26 protein-coding genes are annotated in these 26,038 nt (G+C 42.7%); 19 read left to right on the forward strand and 7 right to left on the reverse strand.

The window, feature by feature from the left end; all coding sequences use genetic code 11:
* Window positions 1-12 precede the first annotated feature (12 nt).
* On the reverse strand, window positions 13-1,872 hold the full coding sequence (locus I6H64_RS00345; RefSeq protein WP_008841754.1) for an FAD/NAD(P)-binding protein: 1,860 nt from the start codon (window positions 1,870-1,872) through the stop codon (window positions 13-15).
* A 258-nt stretch (window positions 1,873-2,130) separates the two neighbouring features.
* Between I6H64_RS00345 and I6H64_RS00350 the strand changes: the two genes are divergently transcribed.
* Complete coding sequence (locus I6H64_RS00350; RefSeq protein ID WP_036685501.1) at window positions 2,131-2,769, forward strand: HAD family hydrolase; 639 nt, start codon at window positions 2,131-2,133, stop codon at window positions 2,767-2,769.
* Window positions 2,770-2,881: 112 nt separating this feature from the next.
* Here I6H64_RS00350 and I6H64_RS00355 read toward each other — a convergent pair whose 3' ends face one another.
* Window positions 2,882-3,127, reverse strand: a complete 246-nt coding sequence (locus I6H64_RS00355) for a hypothetical protein (RefSeq protein WP_002832425.1) — start codon at window positions 3,125-3,127, stop codon at window positions 2,882-2,884.
* Window positions 3,128-3,387: 260 nt separating this feature from the next.
* Between I6H64_RS00355 and I6H64_RS00360 the strand changes: the two genes are divergently transcribed.
* The 7 genes from I6H64_RS00360 to I6H64_RS00390 all read left to right on the forward strand — a co-directional run bounded on the left by I6H64_RS00360 (window position 3,388) and on the right by I6H64_RS00390 (window position 9,364).
* The gene (locus I6H64_RS00360; protein WP_008841756.1) at window positions 3,388-3,996 is read left to right on the forward strand and encodes a CPBP family intramembrane glutamic endopeptidase; all 609 of its coding nucleotides are present in this window, start codon (window positions 3,388-3,390) and stop codon (window positions 3,994-3,996) included.
* An 18-nt stretch (window positions 3,997-4,014) separates the two neighbouring features.
* Window positions 4,015-5,355 carry an MATE family efflux transporter gene (locus I6H64_RS00365; RefSeq protein WP_002832423.1) on the forward strand — a complete coding sequence of 447 codons (1,341 nt, stop codon included), beginning with the start codon at window positions 4,015-4,017 and terminating at the stop codon, window positions 5,353-5,355.
* Between the two features lie 72 nt (window positions 5,356-5,427).
* Window positions 5,428-5,970 carry a hypothetical protein gene (locus I6H64_RS00370; protein ID WP_005918958.1) on the forward strand — a complete coding sequence of 181 codons (543 nt, stop codon included), beginning with the start codon at window positions 5,428-5,430 and terminating at the stop codon, window positions 5,968-5,970.
* A gap of 144 nt (window positions 5,971-6,114) precedes the next feature.
* Complete coding sequence (locus tag I6H64_RS00375) at window positions 6,115-6,642, forward strand: hypothetical protein (protein ID WP_002829714.1); 528 nt, start codon at window positions 6,115-6,117, stop codon at window positions 6,640-6,642.
* A gap of 299 nt (window positions 6,643-6,941) precedes the next feature.
* Window positions 6,942-7,673, forward strand: coding sequence for a hypothetical protein (locus I6H64_RS00380; protein ID WP_036685491.1), 732 nt, complete (start codon window positions 6,942-6,944; stop codon window positions 7,671-7,673).
* Between the two features lie 12 nt (window positions 7,674-7,685).
* On the forward strand, window positions 7,686-8,498 hold the full coding sequence (locus I6H64_RS00385) for a hypothetical protein (protein ID WP_008841762.1): 813 nt from the start codon (window positions 7,686-7,688) through the stop codon (window positions 8,496-8,498).
* A gap of 56 nt (window positions 8,499-8,554) precedes the next feature.
* Complete coding sequence (locus I6H64_RS00390) at window positions 8,555-9,364, forward strand: hypothetical protein (RefSeq protein WP_008841763.1); 810 nt, start codon at window positions 8,555-8,557, stop codon at window positions 9,362-9,364.
* Window positions 9,365-9,621: 257 nt separating this feature from the next.
* Here the strand turns inward: I6H64_RS00390 and I6H64_RS00395 are convergent, their stop codons facing one another.
* From I6H64_RS00395 to I6H64_RS00410, 4 genes are all read right to left on the reverse strand, one after another.
* Window positions 9,622-10,590 carry an ROK family protein gene (locus I6H64_RS00395; protein WP_008841764.1) on the reverse strand — a complete coding sequence of 323 codons (969 nt, stop codon included), beginning with the start codon at window positions 10,588-10,590 and terminating at the stop codon, window positions 9,622-9,624.
* Window positions 10,591-11,030: 440 nt separating this feature from the next.
* Window positions 11,031-11,252 (reverse strand): hypothetical protein, encoded by a 222-nt coding sequence (locus I6H64_RS00400; protein WP_008841766.1) that lies wholly within the window; start codon window positions 11,250-11,252, stop codon window positions 11,031-11,033.
* 62 nt (window positions 11,253-11,314) lie between these two features.
* Complete coding sequence (yidA, locus tag I6H64_RS00405; protein WP_005918971.1) at window positions 11,315-12,127, reverse strand: sugar-phosphatase; 813 nt, start codon at window positions 12,125-12,127, stop codon at window positions 11,315-11,317.
* Window positions 12,128-12,137: 10 nt separating this feature from the next.
* Window positions 12,138-13,478: an HD domain-containing protein gene (locus I6H64_RS00410; RefSeq protein WP_008841769.1), complete on the reverse strand. Its 1,341-nt coding sequence runs from the start codon at window positions 13,476-13,478 to the stop codon at window positions 12,138-12,140.
* Window positions 13,479-13,636: 158 nt separating this feature from the next.
* Here I6H64_RS00410 and I6H64_RS00415 point away from each other — a divergent pair, with 158 nt between their 5' ends.
* The 6 genes from I6H64_RS00415 (at window position 13,637) to I6H64_RS00440 (ending at window position 19,589) form a co-directional block, all read left to right on the forward strand.
* Window positions 13,637-14,074 carry a YwiB family protein gene (locus I6H64_RS00415; protein WP_002829721.1) on the forward strand — a complete coding sequence of 146 codons (438 nt, stop codon included), beginning with the start codon at window positions 13,637-13,639 and terminating at the stop codon, window positions 14,072-14,074.
* A 44-nt stretch (window positions 14,075-14,118) separates the two neighbouring features.
* Window positions 14,119-14,658 (forward strand): DNA-directed RNA polymerase subunit delta, encoded by a 540-nt coding sequence (gene rpoE / locus I6H64_RS00420; protein WP_002832419.1) that lies wholly within the window; start codon window positions 14,119-14,121, stop codon window positions 14,656-14,658.
* Window positions 14,659-14,870: 212 nt separating this feature from the next.
* Complete coding sequence (locus I6H64_RS00425; protein ID WP_002832418.1) at window positions 14,871-16,475, forward strand: CTP synthase; 1,605 nt, start codon at window positions 14,871-14,873, stop codon at window positions 16,473-16,475.
* 194 nt (window positions 16,476-16,669) lie between these two features.
* Complete coding sequence (locus I6H64_RS00430; protein ID WP_005918974.1) at window positions 16,670-17,941, forward strand: UDP-N-acetylglucosamine 1-carboxyvinyltransferase; 1,272 nt, start codon at window positions 16,670-16,672, stop codon at window positions 17,939-17,941.
* A 27-nt stretch (window positions 17,942-17,968) separates the two neighbouring features.
* The gene (rho, locus tag I6H64_RS00435) at window positions 17,969-19,243 is read left to right on the forward strand and encodes a transcription termination factor Rho (RefSeq protein WP_002829726.1); all 1,275 of its coding nucleotides are present in this window, start codon (window positions 17,969-17,971) and stop codon (window positions 19,241-19,243) included.
* A 100-nt stretch (window positions 19,244-19,343) separates the two neighbouring features.
* The gene (locus I6H64_RS00440) at window positions 19,344-19,589 is read left to right on the forward strand and encodes a type B 50S ribosomal protein L31 (RefSeq protein ID WP_002829728.1); all 246 of its coding nucleotides are present in this window, start codon (window positions 19,344-19,346) and stop codon (window positions 19,587-19,589) included.
* A gap of 95 nt (window positions 19,590-19,684) precedes the next feature.
* On the opposite strand, the gene I6H64_RS00445 is transcribed toward I6H64_RS00440, so the two are convergent.
* Window positions 19,685-20,911: a multidrug efflux MFS transporter gene (locus I6H64_RS00445; RefSeq protein ID WP_002829729.1), complete on the reverse strand. Its 1,227-nt coding sequence runs from the start codon at window positions 20,909-20,911 to the stop codon at window positions 19,685-19,687.
* 81 nt (window positions 20,912-20,992) lie between these two features.
* On the opposite strand from I6H64_RS00445, the gene I6H64_RS00450 reads away from it, so the two are divergent.
* From I6H64_RS00450 to I6H64_RS00470, 5 genes are all read left to right on the forward strand, one after another.
* Window positions 20,993-21,682, forward strand: a complete 690-nt coding sequence (locus tag I6H64_RS00450) for a class A sortase (protein WP_008841771.1) — start codon at window positions 20,993-20,995, stop codon at window positions 21,680-21,682.
* 71 nt (window positions 21,683-21,753) lie between these two features.
* Window positions 21,754-22,335: a LemA family protein gene (locus I6H64_RS00455; protein WP_002832417.1), complete on the forward strand. Its 582-nt coding sequence runs from the start codon at window positions 21,754-21,756 to the stop codon at window positions 22,333-22,335.
* Window positions 22,336-22,357: 22 nt separating this feature from the next.
* Window positions 22,358-23,254 (forward strand): zinc metalloprotease HtpX, encoded by an 897-nt coding sequence (htpX, locus tag I6H64_RS00460; RefSeq protein ID WP_002829735.1) that lies wholly within the window; start codon window positions 22,358-22,360, stop codon window positions 23,252-23,254.
* A gap of 47 nt (window positions 23,255-23,301) precedes the next feature.
* Complete coding sequence (locus tag I6H64_RS00465) at window positions 23,302-24,087, forward strand: hypothetical protein (RefSeq protein WP_005918987.1); 786 nt, start codon at window positions 23,302-23,304, stop codon at window positions 24,085-24,087.
* 220 nt (window positions 24,088-24,307) lie between these two features.
* Window positions 24,308-25,687, forward strand: a complete 1,380-nt coding sequence (locus tag I6H64_RS00470) for a UDP-N-acetylmuramoyl-tripeptide--D-alanyl-D-alanine ligase (RefSeq protein ID WP_005918992.1) — start codon at window positions 24,308-24,310, stop codon at window positions 25,685-25,687.
* The last annotated feature ends 351 nt before the right edge of the window (window positions 25,688-26,038 follow it).

Raw genomic sequence — 26,038 nt, forward strand, 5'->3', positions numbered from 1 at the left:
AAAATATCCAGTTTATTTAGCAAATATTTGGGCCGCAATTCGATCGGCAATTCGGAGCCGCACATCGTTAACTCCAGGAATTGGAGCCCCGTTAGTTAGCCAATGCCGTTTTTCGGTGGGAAGTCCCCAAACAAAGAAGTGGGGTACCACGTTGCCGTTTTGATCGATCAGTTCAGCAGTGTCGTCCGTAACGTCCAAGGCTCCGGTTTGGTAACTAGAACCATCGCGAAGCTGGAGGGTAAAGATCCGGGCCAGTCCCTGTTGCAGCAAGTTATTTACCAACGGGTTAGTGTTGTTGGCAGCGTTAGGCTGGGGTAAGCGACCTTCAATCAAGACGTTACCAAAGTACTGTTGATGATCCGCAAGCCGGTTTGAATAAGTCATAAATTGATCATCACTCGTTTCAACCCTCATATCTGGGCCAATCAGAGTTAAAATGCCCGACTTGATAAGGGCTAAAATCTGTTCAATCCGAAATGCCGGCGGTCCGACCGCTAAGAAGCTATTTAAGGAATTAAAATGTTTGAGAACCTGCTCTACGTAGTCGTCAGCACTGATTAAACGGTAGGTAACCACTTTCCGAATGTTGGTACGTAATTCGCGTAGCTTTTCAATAGCGCTTGTAAATGGGGCGGTTAAGTTACCTTCGTTTGCCAAGTCCACGTCTTGCTGCAAGTAAGTCTTAATAAACTGGGTAAAGCTGGCAGCGTCGTTAACGTCTTTAGGAATTGGATTCTTCCATTCTTCCCAGTTGAGACGATCTTTAGCAGCAATGCCGTAGTTATCCAAGATTTTCTTGAATCCCTTTGTGCTAGCAGCTAGGTCGGCTTCAAAAGCAGTTAGATCAATTTCTGGATAACTATTTTGCGCGAGGGTAACGTAGTAGGTTAACTCAACGTCCCATTGAATGCGATTAATAAATTCTTCGCCGCTAATGACTTGGTGTTGGCGAACAAGGTCGTCAACGTATTGGTCACTTAGGAAATAGCGCGGAAAAGTTTCGCCCACTGCCTTTTGGTCTAGCCCCCGAGCATGATAGGGCAATCCCCTCCGGGAGCTAGCGTAAATCGTAGGCTCATCACCAGAACGCGTGTAAGTTAAGTTCCCGTGTTCGTCGCGGTGGAAGGTTCCGCCACGCCGTTCGGTAAGTTCGGCAAGGTAGTCGATAAAACTTAGCCCTAATCCACGAATAATTACGTGATCGCTAGCAGCTACGTCATCAACGTCCATCTCGGCTGGATACGCAATTGGAACGTATTTTAATTGATGAGCAGCGGCAAAATCTTGCAACTGCCGTTCTTCTTTGCTTAACGGGTTGTTGCCTTCCCCTAAAGCAGCAGACACAACGTCCACGTTGTAAGCAGCATCTTGGGTGATGACTGTGTATTGCTGGGCATCTTTTTTAACGTTAGTCACCCATTCTGGACGTAGGGTCACGCTAAAGTTATCCGGTAAATGATTAATAATTTGTTCGTAAAACCACTGTTGGTAGATGCCAAAAAGGGCTCGAGAACTGTAAGAGTGCTTGTTTAAGTTCGCTAATTCATTTAAGAGCAGCTTTTGATGATGATATTGGTGTTCTTCAATAAAGCTGCGTCCGTTTGCTAGGGCCCAGTCAAGTAAACTCGGACCTTCATGAACCGGGCCAGCCATTTCAATAGATTGATCCGTGAATAAAGTGATTTTTTCGGCTAACGAATTCATTTTCAGTTCGTGGTTTTGGTCAGGATTCCAAACTCGACCACCAATTCCGAAGGGATCAAATAGTGATATTTCGACATTGGCTGAGTAATTGGTACTGATTCCCCAACAAACTAAACGTTCGAGGGCCATTAAGTTGCGCGGACCCGCGCCGATTAAAGCAATTTTCATATTGTCCACCCCGTTTGTTTTTCACCTTTATCATAGCATAATAACGAAAGCTTGCGGCGAGGCTTTCCGGGACTGCTAGGTGAGAAAGGCTACAAAAAATAAGGTAATTGTATAAAAAAATGAAATCGAATACATCTTTTTTGCTCAATTGGGTAAATAAAAGTAAAAAAGTGGATTTGAAAGCGATTTTCCCTTTTTATCTACGGGCAAACGGCGTAGTATAAATGTAAAATCACAATGAGTGGAAGGATAACGATGATGTATAAAGTAGTATTGTTTGACTTAGACAACACCTTATTAAAAACTGAAGACGCTTCGGTGGCGGCATTAAGCTACGCTCTGAAACAAGACGGCGTGACGGTTACCCCAGAGGCAATTATTAGTCTAATGGGAATCCCTGGTTTAGAGATGGCTAAACAATTGGGTGCTCCTAATCCGGAAAAGACCATCGCAATCTTTAATGAACAAATTGGTAAAGAAGTCGATTTGATTAAACCATACGACGGAATTGAGGCAATGTTTACCGGTTTGCATGAACTTGGTGTGGAGTATGGGATTGTTACTTCCAAATTAAAACGAGTCTTTGATGACGAGATGAAGCATTTCCCTAAGATTCAACAGATTAAACGGGTGGTCTTTTCTGACGATACACAAAAACATAAGCCAAATCCTGATCCGATTTTATTTGGGATCAAAAAATACTTTGCGGAAATGGATTTAAAGGATGTCTTGTACGTAGGAGATTCGTTATTTGATATGCAGGCAGCCCACGCAGCGGGAGTAGACTTTGCTAACGCCGGCTGGGGTGCCATCCCAACTAATGATTTCTCAGAGGCAGAATACGTGTTGCAAAAACCCGAACAACTTTTGGACATTGTGCAACGGTCAAAGAAATAGATTTGCAATTAAATGGGCGGTGGAGCAGGAAGCCATATTAGCTACGAAACAGCCCTAAAAAAGAGGTTGAGAAAATTAAGCAATTTTCTCAACCTCTGTTGTTTATCTAGTTTTACATTGAAGGTACCAACCAGTCGTTTTCTAACAAATGGTGAAATTGTTTTGTGATCGGTAGCCACAATTTGTTGTTGATGATGTCCTTCAAGCACTGCCAAAATAATGGGTCGCGTGCTTGGCGGGCGGTGGGGTAAACAAATATGTATTCACCGGTCCGCGTCCGGGCTTTGATCTTATTATTTTCGTGTCCGATAAGTTGGACTTCCAAATACTCGCGCATATTCGGATCGTTGATAATCATTACGCATCATCCTCCCTCACTTCTATAAGGCTACCATGAGGAGGCCAAAGAGGGGCAAAATTTGCTCAGAATTTAGCACATCTTAAATAAAAAAATATTTTCTTAAATATATCAAACTTAGTGGAGTTATTAATTGCATTTTAAAGATAAAGCGACTATCATCTTTCAAGCTGAATAATTCAACTAAGGCTAAGGAGGAGTTTCTTCTGAAAGGTCTTAACGTTATTAAAAATTGTCTGTTTCTAGTTTTACTTTTTGCGATGGATCAAGTAATTTCATTACCGCAAATAGCGGCAATGCATATTCACGACTCCCATCCAGTTGTACACGTCCTTTTGGTGGTAGTGTACACTTTGACCACTCTAACAGTGGTGATTTTTTTGGTTCAATTTTACCGTTATAAAGTGCGCAAAAATCATAGTGATTTCGCTAATTACCCGTTGAACAGTAAGCGTTTTCGGATTATGTTATTAATGGTTGGGTTATGGTTCATTTTTATGCTTTTGCAGACTTGGTACGTAACCTACTTTAATATTGGTACTTCGGAAAACCAATCGGCGATTGAACAATTACTACGGGACACGCCAATTTGGACGTGGGTTGACGCAGTACTAGTTGCTCCGGTTATTGAAGAACTGATTTTCCGGGGCCTCTTTTTTGAGTTCTTTTTTACCAAAAATAGTCGGCTGGTACGCACAATTGGCGTGGTAGTTAACGGCGCTCTTTTTGGCGGATTGCACGACCTAGGCGCTAGTTTCCCAATTTACGCAATCATGGGAATGCTGCTAGCGATCACCTATTTATGGACCAAGGATATCAAATATAGCATCACGCTCCACATCATAAATAATTTTATTTCATTTTTATAACGGCTACGGAGGATTAATATGGATAGTATTTTAACTAAAGGAAGCCCAATTAAGGGAATTATCTTATTCAGTATTCCGCTGCTTTTAGGTAATATTTTCCAACAAATTTACACCCTCTCCGACACCTTGATTGTTGGCCGGGTGGTCGGGGTACAAGCCCTAGCTGCGGTAGGGGCTACCAGTGGGCTGACCTTTTTGATCATTGGGTTTGCCCAGGGGATGACGACCGGGTTATCGATTATCACTGCCCAGCACTATGGCGCGGGGGATTTACGAGCGGTCAAACAAAGTTTTGCAACTAGCATTTGGATTTGTGGCGGATTGGTATTGTTGCTCACCCCGCTTAGCGTTTGGGCAACCCGACCGTTACTACGGTTAATGCAGACACCGGCTAACATTATTGATGGAGCCGCAATTTTCTTATCCATTATCTTTGGCGGACTAGTGGCAACCATGTTTTTTAACCTATTTTCCAATATGCTTCGGGCGTTAGGAAATAGTCGTTTGCCACTGATTTTCTTGGTGATTGCCTGCATTATTAACGTAGTTTTGGACATCATCTTGATTGTTTTCATGCACGTTGGAATTGCTGGTGCAGGGATTGCTACGGTTACGGCCCAATTGATTTCTTGTTTTCTATGTTGGTTTTATATTAAGGCTCGGGTTCCGGCGTTGTCCCTCGAATGGCGGGAAATCACTACGAATTGGACGTTAATTAAAGAACAAATTCGGATTGGTTTACCAATGGGATTCCAAGCTTCAATCATCGCAATTGGCTCGATTATTTTACAAATTTCGTTAAACCACTTGGGTTCATCAGCAATTGCAGCGTACACCGCTGCCGGAAAAGTGGACCAATTGGCAACTCAACCAATGATGTCATTAGGAATTACGATGGCGACTTTCACCGCGCAAAACTTCGGTGCTAAGCAATACAAACGGATATTAAAGGGGATTCGCCAAGCGTTAACTACGTCGATTAGTTATGGTTTCGTGATGGGAATTTTGATTATCTTAAATAGTCGGACGTTAGTTAACCTGTTTATCGGAAATTCAGAACAACACATTACTAATTTGGCACACCAATATTTCGTAATTGTCAGCATGAGTTACTTCCTGTTGGCAATCCTGTTTATTGTGCGATACACCCTACAAGGATTTGGGAAGAGTATGGCACCTACGTTAGCAGGGGTCGCAGAATTGCTTTCCCGGATGTTAGTGGGAATTTGGGTAGTACCTGCCTTTGGCTTTATCGGAGCCTGCACGGCAAACCCGTTAGCTTGGCTAGGATCAAATTTAGTGTTGATCTGGTCCTATGTCCAAGTTGTTCGTCAATTAAGACGGGAACCTGAAGCATAAAGTGTTTTTTAAAGTGCCAGGGCACTATAATAAAGTTAGTAGGTTGTGAGTGTAGAGAAGGGGGTTTGGTTAATGATTTTCACGTATGACGTATTAAAGGACGTAATTAGCACGGGAAAACCAATTATCATTAATGAACAAAGTCAAATACAAAAATTAATGGCGGATAAAATCGCCGCAATTAAATTTGTCTCGAAAATTAAAAATGAGCATGAATACTATTGTTTCTTGGAGTTGAATCCGGGGAAGGGGATTGTGTTTTCTTCCGATGGCAACACCTTTGATGGTTTTAGCGTTTTTCAAATTCCATTAAGTGAGTTTTATTTTGACGTTGATGTTGATAAGGGCGTAATTGGAATTGAAGACGGCGTGGGTAACGAAACCGACTTTTTAGATTTATTCACTGGTCCGTCAATTGGCGAATTTAGCCGGAAGTACCACCATGCTAGTGACGAAGAAATCATGCACGGGACCACGTATGAAATGACCGACCGTTATCTAGGGGATTATTTAGGCTTTGAAGGCGAAGATGCCCAGAAACTTAACTTGACGTTGCTGCGTTTTTTGATGGCGGTATACTTTGACCAGAACCCCGCAAGTAAGCCGGTTAAATAACTAGGTAGATTAGCGCTAGTTTAAGAAAAAGCCGGCGGATGAAAAACATATTTTACATTCAGATTACAACGGTTGATTTTTTAAATGCGCGGAGTATAATTTCTTCTGTTCCAGTATTTATGGTTATTTTTTGGAGGAAGAAAAATGATTTTTAAATATGATGTTTTATCTAAAGTAATGCAAGAAGATAAAACGATTGAAATCAATAAAGACAGCTGCATCAAAAAAATCGCGGGATTAAACGGAGTGGAATACGACGTTCGGAGCAGCAACCGGCACGATTACTTCGTCTTTTTACCGCTGAATGATGATGAAGGCTTAGTTATCAGCACTGATAACCATACCGAGCTGGGATTTGAGCTGTTAAGAACTCCTAAGAAAGAATTTTTCTTGAGTATAAACACCAATATTAATCTAGTGGATTACTATGACGGTCCGGGAACCCAGACCGACTTTCCTGACGTGCTTGAACAAGAAGAACTGGACCAAAACTACAATCATTGTTATGGTGCAAGTGATCAAGCGTTGAAGGAAACCAAATTGTATCAACAAGTGGATAATTGTGTAAGCAAATATTTACGGGTGGATGCAAAGTTAGAAGAGAAGTTGAACTTAGTAATTATGCGGCTGGCCTTTTTGGCACATAGTCAACGGCAACATGCGGTGGCTTAGTTAGCATAATGGTTGTACAAAATTTTAAATACCCCAAGTTTAATGATGGCAAAATTGCTGTTAGCGGACTTGGGGTATTTTTTAGTGGTCCAACGCTTTAGGTTCCCGGTTGTTCCAGTTAACTTAAAATCTGCAATTAGCGTCGTAATCAGGCGTAATGGGAAATTTAACCTTAAATTACGCAACTTTTATCCACTCTCAAGTAGACAGGCGTTGGAAATATGTTTATACTTGTTATAGTTAACGGCGTCAAATTGATTTATATATAACCGACGTATAAAGTGAAGGAGCAATTGCTAATGAAAGTTGAACCAAACGTAGTCATTACCGAGTTTATCGTGAATATGGACAATATTTTTCATCTGTATGAAAATCAAAATGTTAATATTGCAGAAGAGGTTCAGGAACAAACTGCCTCTTTAGCGCGTTATGGAGTGCCATTTTACGTCCTCACTAATAGTTCAGAAGGTGGAGACGAAGATAATTTACATATCGTGAATATGAAACTTTTTGAACATTATCCAAACTTGACCCTCTACTTTTACCGCTTTTTAATGGCGTACGACTTTTTGCAAGCCCATCCAGAAATTGAAAAGGCAGTTTTAACAGATGCAAAAGACGTGGTTATGCTAAATTACCCCTTTGACGAAATCGAAGACGGTATTCTATACATTGGTGACGAATGGAAGCGGTTAGGCGATGTGGATATTGTAGCTAATAACGCTTCACCTCAGTATATGAAAGAATTTAGTGCTAAAAATGCCTTACGCACCCTTTTAAACATTGGAGTAATTGGGGGAACTCGCGAGGTATTAATTGAATACCTAGGAATTATGGTAAAACTAATTACTGACGAACAATTAAAAGTGCACCAAGGTGACGAACATGCTGGACTTGGGCCATTTGAAATGGAAATTGGCAATTACGTGGCGTATCGTTACTTTGCGGACCGCCTGGTTCATGGCCGGAAAGTTACTACCGTTTTCAAGGGATTTCAAGAACAGAGTAGTGCGTGGTTTAAGCATAAGTAAGGGGAGTTCACCTTGGATAAACATACATTAAAAAATCTTATTTGCGGTAAATTATGGATTTGGAAGGTTTGGGATACGGTAAACGTAAACTACCATGAAAGGCCCGCAGAATTTTTTTTGGGATCTGGTGAAGACCAAGGCTTTAGCTTTGTTGCATTAGAGTTTACGAAAGACGGTAAAGTTGACTTTCCTACTAAGATAGGATTCGTACCTCCAGAATTTATTTATTGGAACTTTAATGAAGAACAACAACGAATTGAGTTCTTAAATGAGGATCGAAACCCCAAAGTATTCGCTGGCCTGCCTAAAATTGGGGTGTATGGAGCTAGGGTAATTGACTTTGCGGATGGCAACGGAATGTTGGTTAATTTCTTTGATTATGGCGTAGAAACAAACGTACCGGTTACGCAAAGAGGATTTTTTGTATCACGGACACAATACGATATCGAGAAACAACGAGTACTGAGCCGGATGGGATACAATACGTATTGGCTAGATGATGCAGATACGTTAATAGCATTTTTCAACCAAGCTTACGAAAATTTAATTAACCATCCCGAACTCGAAGAGGTGGTCATTTCCCGAAGTGGAGAGCTGGAAGTTGAATCCTCCCCGCAGGATGATCAACTATTACTTGCCAACTACGGAGAAGGCTTTTCGTTTGATTACTGCGTTGGTAGCCGTGAAATAGTCCTAGAGTTATTAATTAAGATTTTATTCACAAACAATTTGCGTCAATTAGATCCGGATGATCAGCGTTCGGAAATTGAAATGGCAGAACAGATTGTCAACGAACAATTTAGTGATCGATGTGTATTTAAGTAGGAAGCCCTAGTGTTTTTAGCTTGTAGCGTTGAGCTAGGCACCAATGAGGAGGAAGCGTGTTGAAAATTGGTGAATTCAGAAAATTAATTTGTGACAAGATATGGTTTTGGCAGCTTGCAGATCGGGACGTCCCTTGGGATCGGGGAGTGCTCTATCTAGGTGGCAACGCAGACGATAAAGTTGGTTTTACAAGTTTTATCTTCAAAAAAGACGGTAGCATTATTGTGCCCACAAAAGTAGGGTTTATCCCTCCGGAAGGTCACTACTGGGATTTTGACGAAGAAACCCAACAACTGCTTTTTTATGACCAAGATAGGAACCAAGTAAACTCGGCCACTTTAGTGGACCACGGAATGTACGGAGCTAACGAAATCGTACTTAGTGGCGGTGGCTCGGTGTTAATTAATTTTCCTAACTTTGATTTAGGAGAAGAGAGACCATTTTCTCACAACTTCTTTTTTGTACCAAGGTCCAACTTTAAGATAAGTTTACAACGGACCTTAGCTCGAAAGGGATATGATACTTACCAAGTGGGAGAAGATGCTACCTTAATCCCCTACTTGAATGCGATTTACGAATGCTTAATTAAACATCCCGAGGCGCAAAACATAATTATTTCCCAAAATGGTGAGATAATAGATGACTTTTTCGGCGAAGCGGGTGCTTGCCTGCTAATAGCTAATAATAATGGAGTTCCTAGATTAAACTATTTGGCCGGTAGCCGAGATTTAATGTTAGAGCTGTTAATTGCTATTTTATCCGAAAATAATAAACGACAATTAAACCCTGAAGACCACCGCACTGAAGAAGAAATGATTGAACAGGTCATTACCGTTCGTTTTGCAGATCGGTATGAGCTTAAATAAAAATGAGCGTACAACCCCAAGTTGGGGAGTTTGTAAGTATTAACTGAAAAGAGACCATTATGCCTGAACTTGGCATAATGGTCTCTTTTTGGGGTTGAGTGGAATCAACGGACTTTTGGCGGATGTTTTGACTCTATTCAAGTTAACGCACCAAAATGTTTTTTCAAAAAGTTTCATCCTTGAGAAGGATTTTGGAGCTTTTTTCAGTCTCACTTTTTAATAATTTCAAGGGAAATTTAGGGCACACGCAATTACTATTAATCTGGCAATGACGTGTCTTGAGCTGCATCTTCCTGTAACTTTTTAAAATCGAATTGGGATAATGCAAAGTAATAAGCACCGTAAAGGTCGGTATCCTGTTTAAAAACTGAAGTTTCAACATTTGGCATGTGCAGAGTTTCTTTTAAAAGTGAGAAGCTGTCCCGAATTACCTGAAGCTGATGGTTAATTTCGGGAACCAAAATGCTCTGGGTACTGATCCGTCCGCATATCACGTATTTGTTCAAGTCCAGCACTGCCTGAGTATTGGCAATCATGTAAGCAACGTTGCGGCAATACTCATTAAAAAGTTCGCGAGCGTTGGCTTCGCCATTTTCAATAGCTTTAAAGACCTTGGTATCGTCGTTAGGGTCGGAAAGTTGCAAAACGTTCCCGATTTTTTGCACCATTTTAGTGGCAGAACATGCGTTAAACATAATTTGGGATGGTGAAGGATCATCAGTTTGCGGATTAGCTAAAATCATCCCTAAAGCCCCAGCTTCCAGGTGATTGCCGGTAAAAATCCGGTCGTTTAAAATGATCCCAGCACCTACGCCATCATCGAGGATTAGGGCTGCACCGTTGTGAATGTTACGTAAGTTTCCATTCCAGTGAGCGGCGGTTGCTGCACAGATTCCAACGCTTTGCATGGCAACGGGAAGGTCGTAACGCGCAGCGATAATTTTGCCCAAACTTAGTCCATGAAGAAGCGGTAGAGAACCACCTTGGTAGATGATTCCATCCGCTTGATCCACTTGACCAGGAACGCTAATTCCAATGCCGTAGATATTTTTTTGGTTTTCTTCAACAATGTGATAAATGGCTTTTAAAAAATTATCAATGTTATCAGTAGGAGTGGGGACGCTTTTACGTACCTTCAATTCACCCTGGTCGCTAAAAAGTGCGTACCGAATTGCTGATTCATTAACGGCGATGCTTAATTGTTCCGTGTTATTCATCATAATCATTCCTTCGTGTACATTAATTATACATAGTTTGAGAACGATTTCAACGTCAGTAATCAAAAAACGGGGGAGGCCCCCCGCTAGCGGATGAAGATGCCGTTGATTTTAAAGTTATAGTTTCTTGCCCATTTTTATTAATAAATAAAGTAAATAAACGGTGAAAATGGACAAGATCACGAAAGCAAGCAGGTTGAAAATGCTGTTTTGACCTAATGGAGTGAAGGCTTTAAGTGCCATTACGATTAGGTTAGCAACTATATAGATGATTAAGATTTTTTTAAAAAATTGTGAGCCATGTCCCATTAAGCGAACCTCCTTCATGTACGATCGACTTAAGTTTTTGTGCGCGACCAATGATAAAAGTTGATTATATAATAACGTAGTTGGGTAATTTCTGGGAGGGGGAATATTAGACCAATTGACCAAATTAGGGAACCAATCGCCTAACCCGCGATTAATTCCCTAATTCCGTGGTTCTCCTGCAGCGTAGTCGAAACGTGTTCCAGCCACCAAACTTCTCCGGTTAACCAAATTTTGACCTCAATCGCCAATCCCGCGATTAAGGCCAAAATAAAGTTAATCCAGGTGCTTACCTGCAGCGTAGTCGAAACGCGCTCAGCCCCCCAGCCCTCTGCGGCTAACCAAATTAGGGAACCAATCGCCAAACCCGCGATTAATTCCCTAATTCCGTTAGTCCTCAAGGGCTACCCGGGGGTGCGGAGCGCTCTTATTTATTAATCACAAACTTTCTAATTGCCTTTGCCACACCGCTCTCATTATTGTTAGCCGTGATGAACTGGGCATTTTTCTTTACCTCGTCAATTCCATTTTCCATCGCGACCCCTATTCCGGCCGTCTTAATCATTGACAAGTCGTTTCCTTGGTCACCAATCGCCATTACTTGGTCAAGGCTAAGGTGCAAGCGTTCCGCCAATTCCTTGACCGCATTGCCCTTGCTGACGTTTTTAGGCATTAATTCAATAAAGTAAGGTTCACTTTGGACCACGCTAAATTCGTCTTGGAAACGATTGAAGATTTGGTCACGGGCCTTACTTAAAACCTTCGGATCGTCGATAAACATTACCTTAGGCATTTCTAGATCAGGGTTCATTTCTTCAACGCTCCGGTAACGTAAGCCCATTTCTACTAAGAAACTTTCTCCAACCGTGTACTGGCTAATATTTTTGTTGGCGGTGTAAATATGGTTCTTGCCATCCACATGGAAATGAACGCCCACTTGGCGACTGAAGGCTTCGGCAGCCAGGTAGTCTTGGAAACTTAAGGTGTGTTTAATTAAAATTTCCCCGTTAATGGTCTGAGCAAGCCCGCCGTTATAAGTAATGGCGTACTCCTTTTCGTTTTGGAGTTCAAGTTGGGCTAAGTAGCGTTGTATCCCAGTGATGGGGCGTCCGGTACACAAAACAATGTTAACGCCCATCTTAGAAGCTGCATTAATGGCAGCGATGTTTTCTTCGGTCAGTTGTTTATTATCGTTTAATAGGGTGCCATCTAAATCAATGGCCACTAATTTAATACTCATGATCATCCTCCTAATTGATGATGCCATTTTTGATGTGTGATTGGAATGCTTCAAAAGTAGCTGAGAACAAGTTTTCAGTGTTGCTAGTGAGCATTTCCTTTGGAAAATAGAACCGTTCGTCGCTTGAAACTTTGCCCGAGATGGCCCGAACTAAATCACTAGCCGTGGAAAGCTCCACTAGGGAACCGTCGGCCTGCATCAATTCAATTTGGGTCCGGGGCTTTTGCGACGTAGGGTCATAAGCGTCGTACGGCAGATCGTAGCTATCGTTTTCGGCAGTGTAGTATTCCGCGTCAAACCCTGCTGCAGCCACTAACTGTTTCAATTCTGGTAAAAGTGCGCGGGTTTGGTTACTGATGCGGGCCGATTTAAACGGGGTCCGGTTTAAAAAGCGGTTAGCTAGGTCGTTTAAAATGGGGTCTTCTGAATCTTCCCATTGCAAGAAGTAGGTGTTAAGTACCCCGTCGTCTAATTTCAAGTAGTCGCTTAAAGTAAATTGCTTGTTGAAAAAGGGCATTAAAAATTGTGGGGCCTGCTGCCACGGGGTTGCTGAATCTAAGTACAGCTGGTGTGCCCGGGCAAGCAAATGCCCGAGAATGACTTCCATGGACCGTGAAACGGAATGAAAGTAAACCTGGACGTACATTTGAAAACGACTGACGATAAAGTCTTCAACCGCGTGAATTCCGCTAATTTGAAAGGCAATCCCTTTTGAGTAGGGACGCATTACCCGTAAAATACGGGTTAAATCAAAGGTACCGTAGTTTGTCCCGGTGTAATACGAATCCCGAAGCAAGTAGTCCATCCGATCGGCGTCAATTTGACTAGAAATCAATTGCACCACTTGGGGATTCGGGTAATCGTGACTGATAACGGCAGCAACCTGGGTCGGAAAATCTGGACTGATTTGTCGTAAAACCTGGTTAACTTCCGTAGTCGGGTCCGTAATGATTTGGGTAGTAATTTGTTCGTGATTGGTGTGAAAAATGTGCTCAAACGTGTGTGAATAAGCACCGTGACCAATGTCGTGTAATAACGCTGCGCAAAGGGTTACCAAACGTTCCTCTTTACGCCATAATCCATCGTTAGGGTTTTTGGAAAGGTAATTCCGTTCAAAGTTTTCAACAATGCGCCGGGCTACTTCGTAACAACCCAAAGAATGTGAAAAACGGGTGTGTTCCGCGCCGTGAAAAACGAATGAAGTAGTTCCTAACTGATGAATGCGGCGAAGCCGTTGGAATTCTTTCGTGTTAATCAGATCCAAAATTACTTGGTCTTGGACGTAAACGTAATCATGGATGGGATCACGAAAAACTTTTTCCATCGGCAGGCGCTGATTTTTAAGGGCCATGATGCCACCTTCCTGATTTTTATTAAATAAATCCTTTACTTAGAATTATACTAGTTTTCGCTAAAGCTTGTAAAAGTTGAACGGTAGAATAGTACAATTATATGTAAAATGAATTATAATTGGCATGGTAATAAAGTGAAAGGAAGAGGAGCATTCAAATGGCACTAGATAATGGAATTCCAATTGCGATCCATTTAGAAACGTTTATTGAACAAGAAGGTGAAAAAAACCACCTAGTTTTCGATGAACCAGGACAAGTATTTCAAATGGGCAATTCAATTTACTTACGGTACCAAGAAGTAGACGAAAAAAGCGGACAGAAAATTCCGGTTACCATGAAAATTGACGGCGAAGGAACGGTTTTACTAACGCGAGCTGCTGAAAATGAAATGCGGCTTCGGTTTGCAAGTGGGAAACGGATTGAAGCGCGTTACCGCACCCCGTACGGACTGTTCCCAATTGAAACGGTCACCCCTTTGTTAGATGTGCAACTCCAAAACGAACCGTTGGCAGGTCAAGTGAACATTGATTACCAACTTTTAGCAGGTAAACAGCTGATTGGTAACTATAAAATCCGATTGCAATTTACGGCCTGAGTGTAGTATCATTAAGGACAGACTGTGGAAAGGACGTGCACCAGTTGGAATTAGAAATTTTTAAGGGTCAAAACAAAGACGAACTCTCGATGATCGAAGTTGCTCACGCCATCTTAGCTAAGAATGGTGAACCAATGGCATTCGTTGATTTAGCTAATGCAGTTCAAAATTACTTGGAAAAGACGGACGAAGAGTTTCGGAATCGGTTATCGCAATTTTACACTGATTTAAATATTGACGGCAGTTTTATTTCCCTTGGTGAAAACACCTGGGGACTTCGGACATGGTACCCATTTGAATCAATTGATGAAGCCCTAATTCACACTGAAGAAGACGAAGACGAAGATCGTCCGGTACGTAAAAAACGTAAACGGGTCAACGCCTTTCTGGCTGACGCCGCCGATGATGACGACGTAATTGATTACGATGCAGACGACCCAGAAGACGAAGACGTTACCGCCGCTGATGACGCGGATGCCGATGATCCAACTTATGAGGATTTATCTAGCGATGATGATAACGACACGCTTCCTGACGGTATTGAAGGTCAATTAACAGAATTAAATGATGATGAAGAAGAGTAAATTATCAGCTTGACTTATGGTTGATTACTCGGTATTATATTTTTTGGGCTCCGGTAAACCTGATTGGGTTTAGCGGACAATGAACGGTTAATACCCCCTATTCATGGAATAGGGGGTATTTTTATTGTTGGGTGAGGGTTACCCGATGATAAAATCCGCTTTCAGGTTTCCAATAGTTAACCAGTTAGAAATGTTAGAAAAGGAGAGTTTTGATGACCAAATATATTTTCGTTACAGGTGGAGTGGTTTCATCTTTAGGAAAGGGGATTGTTGCAGCTTCTTTAGCACGGTTGTTGAAAAATCGCGGTTTGAAGGTGACAATTCAAAAGTTTGATCCGTACATTAACGTTGATCCAGGAACGATGAGTCCGTACCAACATGGGGAAGTTTTTGTTACCGATGATGGTACAGAAACGGACTTGGATTTAGGACATTATGAACGTTTTATTGATATTAACTTAAATAAGTATTCTAACGTTACCACTGGAAAAATTTATTCGGAAGTATTGCGTAAGGAGCGGCACGGAGATTATCTTGGCGCAACTGTCCAAGTAATTCCGCACATCACTGACGCAATCAAGGAAAAAATCATGCGTGCTGGAACCGTTACGGATTCAGATATCGTCATTACCGAAATCGGTGGAACGGTTGGGGATATTGAATCCTTGCCATTCTTAGAAGCAATTCGGCAAATGCGGAGCCAAGCGGGTGCCCAAAACGTATTTTATATCCACACTACGTTGGTACCTTACCTTAAGGCGGCTGGTGAAATGAAAACTAAGCCAACCCAACATAGTGTTAAGGAATTACGTGGTTTAGGAATTCAGCCAAACATGCTGGTAGTCCGTACTGAAGAAGATATTACGGACAGCATGCGTTCGAAGATCGCTGCTTTCTGTGATGTTGAGCCTGAAGCGGTAATTGAATCTAAAGACGTGGCAAGTTTGTATGAAATTCCGTTAAATCTAAAACGCCAAAAAATGGATGAAATTGTCGTTAAGCACTTTGGCTTAGACGTTCCAGAAGCGGACATGGCTAAGTGGGCGGACCTCGTTGATCACGTAAACAACCGCCTTGACCACACGATTAACATCGCGTTGGTTGGTAAGTACGTTGCTTTGCAAGATGCCTACATTTCAGTTAACGAAGCCTTGAAACACGCGGGCTACGTTGTGAATGCGGACATTAAGATCACGAAGTTTGATTCAGAAAAAATTACTAAGGAAAACGTTGCTGAATTGATGGCTGGCCAAGACGGAATCATCGTGCCCGGCGGCTTCGGAGACCGGGGAATTGAAGGAATGATCGACGCAATTCAATACGCTCGGGAAAACGACGTGCCGTTCTTAGGAATCTGCTTGGGAATGCAAATGGCCAGCGTGGAATTCGCGCGTAACGTATTAGGTTACCAAGATGCCAACTCTGCAGAAATGAATCCTAACACGCCACACAACATCATTGACTTGATGGCGGACCAAGAGGATGTCGAAGACCTTGGGGGAACCCAACGATTAGGTTTATACCCATGCAAGTTGAAGGAAGGTACCGTTGCGGCCCGGGCGTACGATAATCAAGAATTGATTCAAGAACGTCACCGTCACCGCTTTGAATTTAACAACCAATACCGTGCTGAAATGGAAGCTAAGGGATTGGTATTCTCAGGTACTTCACCAGATAACCACCTTGTAGAAGTAATTGAAATTCCGGACAAGCGCTTCTTCGTTGCTTCACAGTACCATCCCGAATTCCTTTCACGGCCACAACGTCCGGAAGGATTATTCAAGGCATTTATTGCGGCCGCTAACCAAAGTAAATAATTAGTTTACTAACTACTACTTCAACGAGGTCGGACTAGGTTTCCGGCCTCGTTTTTACATAAGGATGTTTGAGTTTTTTTAATAGGTGAAGGCTTGTGGTTGTATTTTTGCAACAAATTATTTATGATTGAAGTTGACTGTAAAATACATTCCTTAGTTTTAAGTACTTTAAGTTCATTATGTGAGGAAAAACCATGAAAAAAATGATAATCAAGGGTGGACAGCGACTGACTGGAGAAGTGTCCATTGGCGGAGCAAAAAATAGTACGGTTGCTCTAATACCGGCGGCCATTTTAGCGGACACCCCAGTGCGGTTTGATTCGGTACCCGATATACTTGACGTCCATAACTTAATGATTATTCTTGAATCAATGAATGTTCATTCAACCTTTAAAGATGGCGTGATGGAAATCGACCCGACGGAAATTGTCGAAAACCCACTACCAAGTAAAGCGATTAAGAGTTTACGAGCTTCATACTACTTTATGGGCTCGCTTTTAGGACGCTTCAAGCGTTCCACCGTTACTTTCCCCGGTGGTGATAACATTGGTCCGCGACCAATTGATCAGCACATTAAGGGGTTCAAGGCTCTGGGAGCTAACGTTACTGAAGATGAGGACACGGTTTACATTTCTGCTTACGAGCGGGGATTGCACGGGGCCCACATCTTTTTAGACGTGGTTTCTGTTGGAGCCACCATTAACGTAATTTTAGCAGCGGTAAAAGCTCAAGGAGTTACCACCATTGAAAATGCCGCTCGGGAACCTGAAATTATTGACCTAGCCATGTTCTTAAATAACATGGGGGCTAAGATTCGGGGGGCCGGGACGGACGTGATCCGGATCGAAGGGGTCGACAAGCTTGTTTCCACGGCGACCCATACCATTATTCCAGACCGGATTGAAGCGGGTACATACCTATCCTTAGCAGCTGCCGTGGGTGATGGGATTTTAGTTAATAACATCATTCCCGAACATCTCGAATCCTTCACTTCCAAGATGATTGAATTGGGAGTGGATTTGAAAATTGACGGGGACAAGATCTACGTACCAAAGGTAGAAAAGATGCGGGGGATTGAGGTCAATACTAATCCATTCCCGGGGTTTGCAACCGATTTGCAACAACCGCTAACCGCCTCGCTACTAAAGGCTCAAGGACGCAGTGTGGTTAACGACCACATTTATCCAGAACGGGTAAAACACGTTTCGGAATTGCAAAAGATGGGAGCCAACATTCAGCACGCCGACGGAGTAATTTACGTCGACTACACCGACCAATTGTATGGTGCAAACGTGGAAGCGGGCGAAATCCGGGCCGGGGCCTGTTTGATGATTGCTGCTTTCATGGCGGACGGTACCACTACGATCACCAAAGCAGACAACATCTTACGGGGTTACGATAGTTTAGTGAAGAAATTGACTAAACTAGGTGCGGACGTGGAAATTACTGCGGATCAATCGCTTTAGAATTAACAATTAGGAGAGTTAATATTCATGGATAAATTTTTAACGATGAATGATTTACAAGAAATGACTCTCAAAGAAATTTACAACCTTGCGCGTGAATACAAGATTTCATACTACAGCCAGATGAACAAGAAGGAATTGTCACTGGCTGTTTTGCGTGCTCAGGCCAAAAAGCAGTCATTTGTTGAAATGGAAGGAGTCCTCGACATAATCGGCAACGAAGGCTACGGTTTTCTGCGTCCGATTAATTACGGCTCTTCCCAAGAAGATATTTATATTTCAGCTTCCCAGATCACCCGGTTTGGTTTGCGAAACGGAGATTTAGTGGGCGGCGAAGCGCGGCATCCGCGGCCAGGCGAACGTTATTACGGATTGATGCGGGTAACTTCGGTGAATAATAAGGATCCTGAAGAAGCTAAACAACGGCCACATTTCCCAGCCTTAACGCCAATTTACCCAAACCAACAACTGACGTTAGCGACTACGCCAGACGTGTTATCAACACGGTTGGTGGACTTGTTTGCGCCGATTGGATTTGGTCAACGGGGATTAGTAGTCGCACCGCCTAAAGCTGGAAAAACGACGTTGTTGAAGGCCATTGCCAACGGAATTAGTAAGAACCATCCTAACGCGAAGTTAATCGTTCTGCTGATTGATGAGCGACCCGAAGAAGTGACCGACTTGGAACGCTCGATTGATGGTGAAGTAGTCTATTCAACTTTTGACCAAGAACCCCGGAACCATACGCGGGTTTCTGAGCTGGTTTTACAACGGGCAATGCGTCTCGTTGAAGACAAACAAGACGTGGTCATTTTACTAGATTCAATTACTCGTTTAACCCGGGCGTATAATTTAGTTACGGCACCGAGCGGACGCACCCTTTCCGGTGGGGTCGATCCGGCTTCATTTTATAAGCCAAAGAAATTCTTTGGAGCGGCACGCAACATTGAAGAAGGCGGTTCGTTAACCATCATTGGCACCGCCCTGGTCGATACTGGTAGTCGCATGGACGATGTAATTTACGAGGAATTCAAGGGGACTGGAAATTCGGAATTGGTATTATCCCGCAACTTAGCAGAACGGCGGGTTTTCCCAGCATTAGATATTCGGCAATCCGGCACTCGTAAAGAAGAGTTGATGATTTCACGGGATGTTTTAGAACAGCTGTGGAACATCCGGCGGTCCATGCGTGGCGACGCGTTAGAATACACCGAACAAATTCTACAATTAATGAAAAATACTAAGAATAACGATGAGTTTATCGCTAATCTGAAGAACCTTAATTTCGGCAAAAAGTCCTAAATGAGGTTGTTTGAAATGATAATTTATGCTATGATTGTGGTCGTTGGTTTTATAATAACTATGATTCAGCAAATGATTCATGGCAAAGGAGCGTAATATCATGAAAAAAGGAATTCATCCAGATTACCATCCAGTTGTATTCCAAGATTCAGCAACTGGGTTCAAATTTTTATCAGGTTCAACTGCATCATCTTCTGAAACAATCAAGTGGGAAGATGGTAACGAATACCCATTAATCCGGGTTGAAATTACTTCAGATTCTCACCCATTCTACACTGGCCGTCAAAAGTTCCAACAAGCCGACGGTACGGTTGCGAAGTTCAACAAGAAATACGGTTTGGCTTAATATTAAGTCAAATGGTAAGCAAAAAAGAGCTAATCCATCATGGATTAGCTCTTTTTATTTTGTCATGGTAATTAGTCTTTAAAGTCTAGGAACTGTTAAGCAACGGACCGGCCGTTTAACCAACGGAAGAGGAGGAAGTTGATTAATACCAATACGGAAGTGGCAATGAAAACCGCGTTGTAATCAAACAATCCCGAAACTGCCGAACCTAATAACGGACCAATCATGTTGCCTAACGCCTGAAAAGATTGGTTCCAACTGAAAATTCGTCCGGTGACTTCCGGAGGGGTTCGCTTAGATAAAATACTTTGCACCGCTGGTAACATGGCACCATCCGAGATGCCGATAAAGAAACGGAAAACACCTAACCAGAATACTGAAGGCACGAACGCCATCGGTACGTAAAGGACCATTGCAAATAGGAAGGCGACTGATAAAATTTTCTCGGTTCCAATTCGGTCGCCGAGTTCACCCAGCCGGGGAGCAGCAAGCATATTGGCAATCCCGGGGATGGCGGCGATTAAACCGGCAACCATGGTAACTCCGGCACCGTTATGCATCAGCTCCTTAACGTACAAACTAATAATTGGGGCGATGGAATTATTCGAAGCTTGAATAATCATGGTGGTGATAAACATCCCAAAAACTGCTTGCGGTCGGTTCAACTTATGTACCACGTCTTTAGCAGTTAACGAACCTTCCGTGCTTTCGATTGGAACAAAGTGTTCGTGAACTAAGAATAAACTAAGGAAGAACACGATTAATAATAGTGCTCCAGTGATGAAAAAGGTGATACGATAAGAGAAGATGGAAGCGAGGGCTCCACCGACGAGGGGACCTAAAAGGGAGCCGGATACAGGACCGGTTGATAGGAAACCGAGGGCGTACCCGCTTTTTTCTTTCGGAGTTTCCGTAGCAATTAAGGCGTTTGCGTTACTAATGTAACCAGCAAAGACCCCTTGTAACAAACGGAGGCCGATTAGTTGGTAGACATTTTGGACTAATCCCATCGCGCCTAAAACAAACGCCATTCCGAGGGAAGCTCGTAAGATCATCAGCTTACGCCCTCGTTTATCAGCAATCTTTCCCCAGATTGGAGAAATGATGGCTAGCACTAAAAAGGTTGAGGAATAAGTTAGTCCACTGTATAGTGATAATTGAGATTTCGAGAAATTGCCGAGTGTATTGACATAAAGGGACAAAAAAGGCATAATCTCACTAAATGCGATACCGGCAATAAACGTTCCGAACCATAGTACAAAGAGGTTTTGCTGCCATGGTTCGCGTTTTTTTCTAGCTCGTCCTTCTCGATGAGAAAACATCTAAAAGCCTTCTTTCTAAAATAAAGGTATACCTATATACAATACCACAAAAATAAAATATATATATTGGAGATCTAAAAGATGAATAGTAAGTTAAAAAAATGGCTTAGTTCAATTGCGTTAACGTTAGTGGTTATTTTTAGTTTAGCATTAATTTTCAATCGACAGATCAAAACGTGGATGGTATCGCAGTACAACCCCACCGTTAGTGAACAGGTGGTCACTAAAAATGAAAAGAAGAAGGCTGATTTTAATTTTTCAAAGGTCAAGTCACTAGACTGGAAGACGGTGGTTAAAGCCCGGGCGTCGGAAAAGCGGATTAAGGTAATTGGTGAGATTGCCTACCCGGACGTGGGGATTCATTTGCCAATTGGTAAAGGAGTCGACAATTTGACGTTGGCGCTAGCAGCCGGAACGCTTAAGGAAAATGAAAAGATGGGCAAGGGTAACTACGCCCTGGCTGGTCACCACATGATCGATAAGAAGGTTCTCTTTGGGCCGTTATATTGGAAGGCCAAGGTGGGACAAAAAGTATATTTGACGGACGAAAAGAATATTTACGAATATCAAGTAACCACCCGGAAGTTTATTAAAGCAACGGATGTACAGGTGATTGACGACGTTAAGGACCAAAAGTTACTTACGTTAGTTACTTGTGATGCAACCGGAGCGGGACGACTAATGATTCGGGGAAAGTTAGTTAAAGAAATGAAACACCAAGAAGCTCCGGCTAGTGTCCAAAAACTGTTTTCGCGACAGTTTAACCGCTAATTTAGTGGCTTTTTGGCGGCAGTCTGCTACTATTAAGGTAATCAGGTAACTTTGAAAGGAATGGATAAATAATGAGTGGAATGGTCATTGGGATTATCATTGTTGCAATCTTGGTTGTGGCAATTGTGTTGATGTATAACGGTTTAGTAAAGGCGCGGACTTATACGCAAGAATCTTGGAGTCAAATTAACGTTCAGCTAAAACGGCGGAACGACTTAATTCCTAATTTAGTAAATACGGTTAAGGGATACGCAACCCACGAAAAGGAAACCTTAAGTAAGGTAGTGGAATTACGTAACCAGTTGGTTGACCAAACGAAGGTGGCGGAACCGTCAACTGCCCAACGGCAAGCGGCAATGCAAACTTCTAACCAGTTGAGTGATACTTTAAAAAGTATTTTTGCGCTTTCAGAAAATTATCCAGATTTGAAAGCTAACCAGGAATTTAACAAGTTAATGGAAGAATTGACCAATACCGAAAATAAGATTGCGTACTCACGGCAATTGTATAATTCAAGCGTAGCTAGTTATAATATTAAGCTACAGTCTTTCCCGAGCAATTTAGTAGCGGGAATCGGGGGCTTTAAAGCGGTGGACTACCTCCAAGTTCCAGAAGAAGAAACCGCTGCTCCTAAAGTTTCTTTCGATAAATAAGGCTATTTAAGAGGGAAAATAAATGCTATATCAACAAATTGCAAGTAACAAACGCAAGACCGTATACGTAATGGTTGGTTTTGCGATTTTGGTTCTCCTAATTGGAGCATCGGTCGGTTACGTGTTTTACAATAGCGCTAGTGCGGGAGTTGTAATGGCGGCGATTATTGCTGCGGTTTACATGGGATTAATGATTAGTAATTCGACAAACGTGGTAATGCGAATGAACCACGCGACCGAAATTAGCGAAGCTGACCATCCCGAGCTATGGCATATCGTAGAAGATATGGCACTAGTAGGAAAGGTTCCGATGCCTAAGGTGTACATTGTAGACGATCCTAGCCCGAATGCCTTTGCTACCGGGAATAACCCGCAAAATGCAGCGGTAGCGGTAACCACCGGAATTTTGGCGCGTTTAAATCGCGAAGAAATGGAAGGTGTGATTGGCCACGAGATTTCACATATCCGTAATTACGATATTCGCCTTTCTACGATTGCGTTGGCACTTTCAGCAGCAGTTTCATTGCTAGTTAACTGGGGGATGCATGCATTCTGGTGGGGTGGCGGCCGCCGCCGAGACAGCGACGATGATGAGGATAGCAGTTTAAGGGCAATCTTAATGTTGCTGGCGTTGGTACTCGTAATTTTAGGACCAATTGCCACGTCGATTGCTCAGCTGGCTCTTTCCCGAAATCGCGAATATCTCGCTGATGCATCAAGTGTAGAACTGACGCGGAATCCATTGGGATTAATTAACGCGTTAAAAAAGATTTCAGCTAGCGAACCGATGCAGGAAGCGGATCCGAGCAGCGCAGCATTGTACATTGCGGATCCTTTTAAAAAGAAGCGCTCGTTAGCCCATTTGTTTGATACCCATCCGCCAATTGAAGATCGCATTGCTCGACTGGAGAAAATGTGAGTTGATCAATCAAAGAAATCATTTAATTGAAAGTGAGATAAGGGTCCATGTTGCGTGACGACTATATTTTTGTACATTTAGAATCAATTGTTAACTTAATTTATTCGCGCGGAATTACTGCCAAGGATTTCTTAAGTGGAATTTTGCAGGTGCCGACCAATATTTTACTTTTAAACCGGGAAGTTAGTGACGACGTTCCAATCGATAACCATACTTTTTTAAACGAGATTAACGATGCCAAGACGATTAGTCAGTATTTGCTTGATCCGCACAGCAGTAAAAATTGGATCGATTTTTCTCAAGCAGAGGCACTTAGTGAATTAACGCCCAATGACATCGCTAATTTACTGTACATGGGACATATGAAGAGTCATTTAGACACTCCCTTTTCGTACAAACTGCAAAACGACTACGTTTACTTAGAGGTGGGGACTAACCAAGTCAAAACTTACTACCGGCGGCTAAAGAATTTTTACGCAGTTTTAAACCAGTCGGTAATCCGGCATGCCGAACAGACGTATAACGAACACCGCTTGGTTTTTCGGCGCGTCAATCATTTCTCGGAATTGCCGGCCAGCATGGTGAGGCAACTAATTCCAGTGCTTGGCGAAGGCGTCATTTTTGCTTTTGATCAAGCCATTGAACAAGACCACGAACTGCGGGTGCCAATTTTAATTGCTAGTGATAGTAATTTAGCCCCCACGTTGCGTAGTAAAGAATCACTATACAACCAAGCGCAGCAAATCGCGGTGTTAAAATATAATTTAAGGAATCAGGATTGGCATTTTATTATCACCAATCCCAAGGCATTTGATGCCGAAGCCTTGTACTAATGCAGGTTATTTATCTGTAAATGGAATGTTAACGACTTATATAGTAGCTAATGAGATGAAAGTCCAGTTTTTGTTAACCAAAGCTAATTTTGACGGCATGTTTCTAGATTGAATTGGTTGGTAAAATCTACTGGGCTTTTTTGAACCCGTTGCCTTAGTAACCAAAAAGGTGGCTATGGTATAATTGAGGGTAGGTTTGAATAGGGGGAGCTTTAAAAATATGAAAATGCAACTAAGTGAAATTGCCCGTGCTCTAGGAGTAGACGAGTATCCGGACCAATGGAATGAGGTTAGTGTCACCAGTGTCCAGTTTGATAGTCGTCAATTAACGCCGGGTTCTTTGTTTGTTCCAATCAAGGGACAACGCGACGGTCACCAATTTATTGAGCAGGCTATTCAGGCTGGCGCGGTTGCAACGTTATGGGCGAAGGATCATGAAGATACCCGCCCGGCAGATTTGCCAAGTATTGAAGTGGAAGATCCGCTGGCTGCGTTGCAAAAATTAGCGAAATACTACTTAGATAAAATCAATCCCAAAGTTGTGGCAATTACGGGAAGTAACGGAAAAACTACGACGAAGGACATGACTGCCGCCATTTTGGCGACCGAATTTAACGTGGTGAAGACGGAAGCCAACTTCAATAACGAAATTGGAGTTCCAATCACCATTTTGGGAATGAACGCGAATACTGAGGTTCTAGTGGTTGAATTAGGGATGGACCGCCCCGGACAATTACATTTCTTAAGTGAATTAGTCCAACCGGACATCGCGGTAATTACCATGATTGGCGAAGCCCACATTGAATTCTTTAAGACGCGAGACCGGATTGCGGATGCCAAAATGGAAATTACGGACGGTTTAAAGGAAGACGGTTGCTTTATTTACGATGGTGACGAACCGTTACTAGCGGAGCGGGCCAAGGCGGTGGATGTTGAACAACGTACGTTTGGGATGAAAAATGAAAACGACGTATTCGCATCCGATGTAGCAGGTACCGATACTGAAACATCATTTAAGACTAATTTGGACCCCGAAGTGGAGGTTAAATTACCAATTATTGGCGAATATAACGTAAAAAATGCGTTGGCAGCCATTACGGTAGGTGATCGATACCACGTCGGAGTTGCGGACAGTGCTCGTGCATTGGCAGATTTTAACTTAACCAAGAACCGGACCGAATGGCTAAAAGGCCGGCAGGGAGAACGAATTTTAAGTGACGTATATAATTCTAATCCTACGGCAGCTAAAGCAGTGTTAAACTCCTTTGCACATACTAAGAAGACCGGGCGCCGGTTTGTGGTTCTGGGAGATATGTTAGAACTGGGAGAGAATGCCGACCAAATGCATGCCCAATTAGCGGACAGTTTAAATCCGGCTCAATTCGAAGAAGTATTTCTCGTGGGCCAGCATATGCGTGCGTTAGGAAAACGGCTGGTTGACGAAGAAATTTATCCAGCAGAAGCCGTTCATTTATACGACGCAAACGAACTTCCGCAATTAACTACTGATTTACAACAAATGATTAAAGCTGATGACTGTGTACTATTAAAGGCCAGCCACGGGATTCATTTGGAAAAAGTGGTTGAACAGCTTAAATAACGAAGCATAGGCCGGGGAGAAACCCGGTCTTTTTTTGTAGGGTAAAAAGCACGCGATGGTAGAGAAAGGAAATGAGCTCCAGGCCCCAGTTTTCTGTGGCTAACCCAATTTAGAACTCAATCGCCTAACCCGCGATTAAGCCCTAAATTAAGTTAGTCCTCAAACCCTGGCCAAGGGCTTCCACTCTCTATATTTGGAAACGAGTTCCAGCCCTTAGGGTTCTGCGGCTAATCTAATTTAGGCTTCAATCGCCTAACCCGCGATTAAGCCCTAAATTAAGTTAGTCCTTAACCCCTGGTCAAGGGCTTCCACTCTCTATTTTATTTGCTAATCCCACTTCGCGGGTGTATG

This window comes from Pediococcus acidilactici, from assembly GCF_016127815.1.
In the GTDB taxonomy this organism is placed as follows: domain Bacteria; phylum Bacillota; class Bacilli; order Lactobacillales; family Lactobacillaceae; genus Pediococcus; species Pediococcus acidilactici.

Excerpts from the sequence above, each read along its gene's own strand:
- I6H64_RS00345 (WP_008841754.1), bottom strand. The coding sequence starts at position 1,872 with ATGAAAATTGCTTTAATCGGCGCGGGTCCGCGCAACTTAATGGCCCTC.
- I6H64_RS00350 (WP_036685501.1), top strand. The coding sequence starts at position 2,131 with ATGTATAAAGTAGTATTGTTTGACTTAGACAACACCTTATTAAAAACT.
- I6H64_RS00355 (WP_002832425.1), bottom strand. The coding sequence starts at position 3,127 with ATGATTATCAACGATCCGAATATGCGCGAGTATTTGGAAGTCCAACTT.
- I6H64_RS00360 (WP_008841756.1), top strand. The coding sequence starts at position 3,388 with ATGGATCAAGTAATTTCATTACCGCAAATAGCGGCAATGCATATTCAC.
- I6H64_RS00365 (WP_002832423.1), top strand. The coding sequence starts at position 4,015 with ATGGATAGTATTTTAACTAAAGGAAGCCCAATTAAGGGAATTATCTTA.
- I6H64_RS00370 (WP_005918958.1), top strand. The coding sequence starts at position 5,428 with ATGATTTTCACGTATGACGTATTAAAGGACGTAATTAGCACGGGAAAA.
- I6H64_RS00375 (WP_002829714.1), top strand. The coding sequence starts at position 6,115 with ATGATTTTTAAATATGATGTTTTATCTAAAGTAATGCAAGAAGATAAA.
- I6H64_RS00380 (WP_036685491.1), top strand. The coding sequence starts at position 6,942 with ATGAAAGTTGAACCAAACGTAGTCATTACCGAGTTTATCGTGAATATG.
- I6H64_RS00395 (WP_008841764.1), bottom strand. The coding sequence starts at position 10,590 with ATGATTATGATGAATAACACGGAACAATTAAGCATCGCCGTTAATGAA.
- yidA (WP_005918971.1), bottom strand. The coding sequence starts at position 12,127 with ATGAGTATTAAATTAGTGGCCATTGATTTAGATGGCACCCTATTAAAC.
- I6H64_RS00410 (WP_008841769.1), bottom strand. The coding sequence starts at position 13,478 with ATGGCCCTTAAAAATCAGCGCCTGCCGATGGAAAAAGTTTTTCGTGAT.
- I6H64_RS00415 (WP_002829721.1), top strand. The coding sequence starts at position 13,637 with ATGGCACTAGATAATGGAATTCCAATTGCGATCCATTTAGAAACGTTT.
- I6H64_RS00425 (WP_002832418.1), top strand. The coding sequence starts at position 14,871 with ATGACCAAATATATTTTCGTTACAGGTGGAGTGGTTTCATCTTTAGGA.
- I6H64_RS00430 (WP_005918974.1), top strand. The coding sequence starts at position 16,670 with ATGAAAAAAATGATAATCAAGGGTGGACAGCGACTGACTGGAGAAGTG.
- rho (WP_002829726.1), top strand. The coding sequence starts at position 17,969 with ATGGATAAATTTTTAACGATGAATGATTTACAAGAAATGACTCTCAAA.
- I6H64_RS00440 (WP_002829728.1), top strand. The coding sequence starts at position 19,344 with ATGAAAAAAGGAATTCATCCAGATTACCATCCAGTTGTATTCCAAGAT.
- I6H64_RS00445 (WP_002829729.1), bottom strand. The coding sequence starts at position 20,911 with ATGTTTTCTCATCGAGAAGGACGAGCTAGAAAAAAACGCGAACCATGG.
- I6H64_RS00450 (WP_008841771.1), top strand. The coding sequence starts at position 20,993 with ATGAATAGTAAGTTAAAAAAATGGCTTAGTTCAATTGCGTTAACGTTA.
- I6H64_RS00455 (WP_002832417.1), top strand. The coding sequence starts at position 21,754 with ATGAGTGGAATGGTCATTGGGATTATCATTGTTGCAATCTTGGTTGTG.
- htpX (WP_002829735.1), top strand. The coding sequence starts at position 22,358 with ATGCTATATCAACAAATTGCAAGTAACAAACGCAAGACCGTATACGTA.
- I6H64_RS00465 (WP_005918987.1), top strand. The coding sequence starts at position 23,302 with ATGTTGCGTGACGACTATATTTTTGTACATTTAGAATCAATTGTTAAC.
- I6H64_RS00470 (WP_005918992.1), top strand. The coding sequence starts at position 24,308 with ATGAAAATGCAACTAAGTGAAATTGCCCGTGCTCTAGGAGTAGACGAG.